Origin of the sequence: Cellulomonas biazotea (assembly GCF_004306155.1) — a bacterium.
Classification (GTDB): Bacteria; Actinomycetota; Actinomycetes; order Actinomycetales; family Cellulomonadaceae; genus Cellulomonas; species Cellulomonas biazotea.
This window is the reverse complement of the sequence record NZ_BIMR01000333.1, coordinates 1-4587: the sequence shown is the minus strand read 5'-3', so window position 1 is coordinate 4587 and position 4587 is coordinate 1. Positions and strand designations below refer to the sequence as shown.

3 protein-coding genes are annotated in these 4587 nt (G+C 75.0%); all 3 read left to right on the top strand.

What is annotated here, in order from left to right; translation table 11 throughout:
• Nucleotides 1-279: 279 nt before the first annotated feature.
• Nucleotides 280-798 (top strand): single-stranded DNA-binding protein, encoded by a 519-nt coding sequence (locus CBZ_RS18020; protein WP_130782849.1) that lies wholly within the window; start codon nt 280-282, stop codon nt 796-798.
• 115 nt (nt 799-913) lie between these two features.
• Nucleotides 914-2596, top strand: coding sequence for an energy-dependent translational throttle protein EttA (gene ettA / locus CBZ_RS18015; protein WP_130782848.1), 1683 nt, complete (start codon nt 914-916; stop codon nt 2594-2596).
• A gap of 257 nt (nt 2597-2853) precedes the next feature.
• On the top strand, nt 2854-4587 hold a 1734-nt coding region (locus CBZ_RS18010; RefSeq protein ID WP_130782847.1), incomplete at its 3' end, for a dynamin family protein.

Below are 4587 nucleotides of genomic sequence, written 5' to 3'. Positions count from 1 at the left end.
GGCGTGCCGCGCGCGTCCTGCGCGACGGCCGTGCCGCGCTGGAGCGCGTGGCGCGCGGGCGGCTCGCCGACCCGACGCGGGCGGCGCTCGACGAGCACAAGGCCGTGCGGGAGCTGGTGGACGCCGCGCGGTCCTGACGGCGTCGCCGAGCCGACCACAGGCCCGCGCAGAGCCCGGGCCTCCCCAGACCGGCGCAGGCACGCGGCGGGACGCCCGTCGTCGCGCCGAACCTGGCCGCACACGCCCCGCACCGGCGGGGCCGCGGCACAGGAGGCCACCATGAGCACGCACTCCCTCGACCTCACGCTCGTCGGCTGGGTCGGCAGCGAGGTCCGGCACTTCCACGGCCCGGACACCACGCCGTTCACGTCGTTCCGGATGGCGAGCACCCGCCGCTGGTTCGACCGCGCGGCGGGCGCCTGGCGCGACGGACGGACCGAGTGGTTCACCGTGAAGATCTGGCGGTCCGGCGCCCTCAACGTCGCGCAGTCGCTGCGCAAGGGTGACCCCGTCGTCGTGCACGGCCGGCTCTCGACCGAGGAGTGGCAGTCCGACGACGGGCCGCGCACGTCCCTCGTCGTCGAGGCCGCCGCCGTCGGCCACGACCTGACCTTCGGCACGAGCCGGTTCGCCCGGACCGTGTCGGCCGCGTCCCTCGACGCCACGGGCGACGGCCAGGACGCGGACGAGGTCGGCGCCCCCGCGGACGTGTCGGGGCTCGTCGAGCTCCGCGACGACGAGCAGCTCGTGCCCGCCGAGCACGTCGAGGACGCGCTCGCACCGGCCGTCGGGGGCTGATCGCCTAGGCTGGGGCACCGCAACGACGACGCGGCAGGGCCGACGGCCGCCCGCGCGGCCGGCCGGCCCGCCGACGTCGCTCCTCCACACCGACCCCGAGGCGGACGAAGAGCCAGTGGCTGAGTTCATCTACTCCATGTACAAGGCGCGCAAGGCGCACGGAGACAAGGTCATCCTCGACGACGTCTCCCTGAACTTCCTGCCCGGCGCCAAGATCGGCGTCGTCGGCCCCAACGGCGCCGGGAAGTCGACGATCCTCAAGATCATGGCCGGTCTCGACCAGCCGTCGAACGGCGAGGCGCGCCTCAGCCCCGGGTTCACCGTCGGGATCCTGCAGCAGGAGCCGCCGCTCAACGAGGACAAGACGGTGCTCGGCAACGTCGAGGAGGGCGTCGCCGAGATCAAGGGCAAGCTCGACCGCTACAACGAGATCTCCGCCCTCATGGCCGAGCCCGACGCGGACTTCGACGCGCTGCTCGCCGAGATGGGCCACCTGCAGGAGGCCATCGACGCGGCCGACGCGTGGGACCTCGACACGCAGCTCGAGCAGGCCATGGACGCGCTGCGCTGCCCGCCGCCGGACGCCGACGTCACCGTCCTGTCCGGTGGTGAGCGCCGCCGCGTCGCGCTGTGCAAGCTGCTCCTCGAGAAGCCCGACCTGCTGCTGCTCGACGAGCCCACCAACCACCTCGACGCCGAGTCCGTGCTGTGGCTCGAGGCGCACCTCAAGGACTACCCGGGCGCGATCCTCGCGGTCACCCACGACCGGTACTTCCTCGACCACGTCGCCGAGTGGATCTGCGAGGTCGACCGCGGTCGCCTCTACCCGTACGAGGGCAACTACTCGACGTACCTGGAGAAGAAGCAGGAGCGCCTCGCGATCCAGGGCAAGAAGGACGCGAAGCTCGCCAAGCGCCTCAAGGACGAGCTCGAGTGGGTCCGGTCCAACGCCAAGGGCCGCCAGACGAAGTCCAAGTCGCGCCTCGCGCGCTACGAGGAGATGGCCGCCGAGGCGGACCGCACGAGGAAGCTCGACTTCGAGGAGATCCAGATCCCGCCGGGCCCGCGCCTGGGCTCGATCGTCCTCGAGGCGAAGGACCTGCAGAAGGGCTTCGACGGGCGCGTGCTCATCGACGGGCTCTCGTTCACGCTGCCGCGCAACGGCATCGTCGGCGTCATCGGCCCCAACGGCGTCGGCAAGACGACGCTGTTCAAGACGATCGTCGGGCTCGAGCCCCTCGACGGGGGCGACCTCAAGGTCGGCGAGACCGTGTCGATCAGCTACGTCGACCAGTCCCGCGGCGGCATCGACCCCAAGAAGACCCTGTTCGAGGTCGTGTCCGACGGGCTCGACTTCCTCAAGGTCGGCAACGTCGAGATGCCCTCGCGGGCCTACGTCGCGGCGTTCGGGTTCAAGGGCCCGGACCAGCAGAAGCCCGCCGGCGTCCTGTCGGGCGGTGAGCGCAACCGCCTCAACCTCGCGCTCACCCTCAAGCAGGGCGGCAACCTGCTGCTGCTCGACGAGCCCACCAACGACCTCGACGTCGAGACGCTCGGCTCCCTGGAGAACGCGCTGCTCGAGTTCCCCGGCTGCGCGGTCGTCGTGTCGCACGACCGCTGGTTCCTCGACCGCGTCGCGACGCACATCCTCGCGTACGAGGGCACCGAGGAGGACCCCGCGAACTGGTACTGGTTCGAGGGCAACTTCGCCTCGTACGAGGAGAACAAGGTCGCGCGCCTCGGTGCCGACGCGGCGCGCCCGCACCGCGTGACGTACCGCAAGCTGCGTCGCGACTGACGGCGGACCGCACGACGGGCCGGACGGGATCGACTCCGTCCGGCCCGTCGTCGTCCGTGCGTCCGTGCGTCCGTGCGTCCGTGGGGCGTGCGTGCGTGCGTGCGTGCGTGCGGGGCGTGCCCGCCCTGGCGGCCCTGGTCCGCGGCCCGTCGGCGGCGTGGTCCGCGCGCGGGTGGGGCGGAGTCGGGGCACGCTAGGGCGGCAGCCGTCGCGCCCGCAGCAGCGGGGCCGCGACCAGCAGCCGTGAGGAGGAGCCCGTGAGCACGAGCGAGACGCCGACGCTGGTCGACGCGCTCCTCGGGCTGCGCGACGCGCTCGCGGGTGTGGCCCTGCCCCTGGCGACCCCGCCGGCAGCGCCTGCGGAGGCCGAGCGCCGGCGGCTCCTCGACCAGCTCGACGACCACCTGCTGCCGCGCGTGCGCGACCCCGACGCGGCGACGCTCGTCGTCGTCGGCGGGTCGACGGGTGCGGGCAAGTCGACGCTGCTCAACTCCCTGCTCGGCGCGCACGTGAGCACCGCGGGCGTGCTCCGGCCGACGACCCGCAGCCCGGTCCTCGTGCACCACCCCGACGACACCGCCGACGTCGACGTAAGCCGCGTGCTGCCCGGCCTCGCCCGGTTGCGGCCCGACGTCCGCCGCCCCGACGAGGACGCGGACGCGGTGCGCGCGCTGCGGGCCGTCGCGTCGACGACCCTCCCGCGCGGCCTGGCGCTGCTCGACGCCCCCGACGTCGACTCGGTCGAGGAGGAGAACCGGACGCTCGCCGTCCAGCTGCTCGGCGCGGCCGACGCGTGGCTGTTCGTCACCACCGCCGCGCGGTACGCCGACGCGGTCCCGTGGGAGCTGCTCGCCGAGGCGCAACGACGCCGCACGCACCTGGGGCTCGTGCTCGACCGGGTCGACGTCGGCGCCGAGCGCGCGGTCGCGGCCGACCTGGGCCGCATGCTCGCGGAGCGCGGGCTCGCGGGCACACCCGTCTTCGTCGTGCGCGAGTCGGTCCTGGAGGACGGGCTGCTGCCCGAGACCGAGGTGGGTCCGGTCGCGGACTGGCTCATGGCGCTCGCGCTCGACCCGGACGTCCGCGCGCGGGCCGTCGAGGCGACGCGGGACGGCGCGGTCCTCGACGTCGCGCAGCGGTCACGGGGCGTCGCGGACGCGGCCGACGACCAGCGGGCGGCCGCCGACCGCCTGCGCGCCGCCGTCGCGGCCTCGTACGCGGCGGCCCGCGAACGGGTCGCCGAGCAGACGTCCGACGGCACGATGCTGCGCGGCGAGGTCCTCGCCCGGTGGCAGGACGTCGTCGGCACCGGCGAGTGGTTCCGGCGGCTCGAGCAGGGCGTCTCCCGCGCGCGTGACCGGCTCGCCGAGGCGGTGACCGGCCGCCGGGCGGCCGACCCGGGCCTCGCGCAGGCGGTCGGCCACGGTGTCGCGGCGATCGTGCTCGACGCCGCCGAGGACGCGGCTGCGCGCGCGCACGCCGACTGGCACCACGACCCCGCGGGTGCGCCGCTGCTGCAGGGCCTCGCGCTGTCCCGCGCGTCCGCGGACCTGCGGGTGCGGGTCGAGGAGCAGGTCCGCGAGTGGCAGGGCGACGTCCTCGACCTCGTGCGCGGCGAGGGGGCGGGCCGGAGGTCGGCGGCGCGGGCGCTGTCGTTCGGGGTCAACGGCCTGGGCGCGGCGCTCATGGTCGCGGTCTTCGCGTCGACCGGCGGGCTCACGGGCGCCGAGGTCGGCATCGTCGGTGGGACCGCGCTGCTCGCGCAGCGCCTGCTCGAGGCCGTCTTCGGCGACGAGGCGGTCCGCAGGCTCACGCGGTCCGCGCACGAGCGGCTCGACGCCCGCGTGGGTGCGCTGCTCGACGCGGAGGCCGCACGGTTCTCGGCCGTCCTCGAGCCCCTCGCCGCGCGCGTCGTGGACGGCGGCGCGCTGCGGTCGCGCGCGGCGCTCGTCGAGGTCGCCGCGCGACGGGCGGCGGGCGGGGGCGTGGGT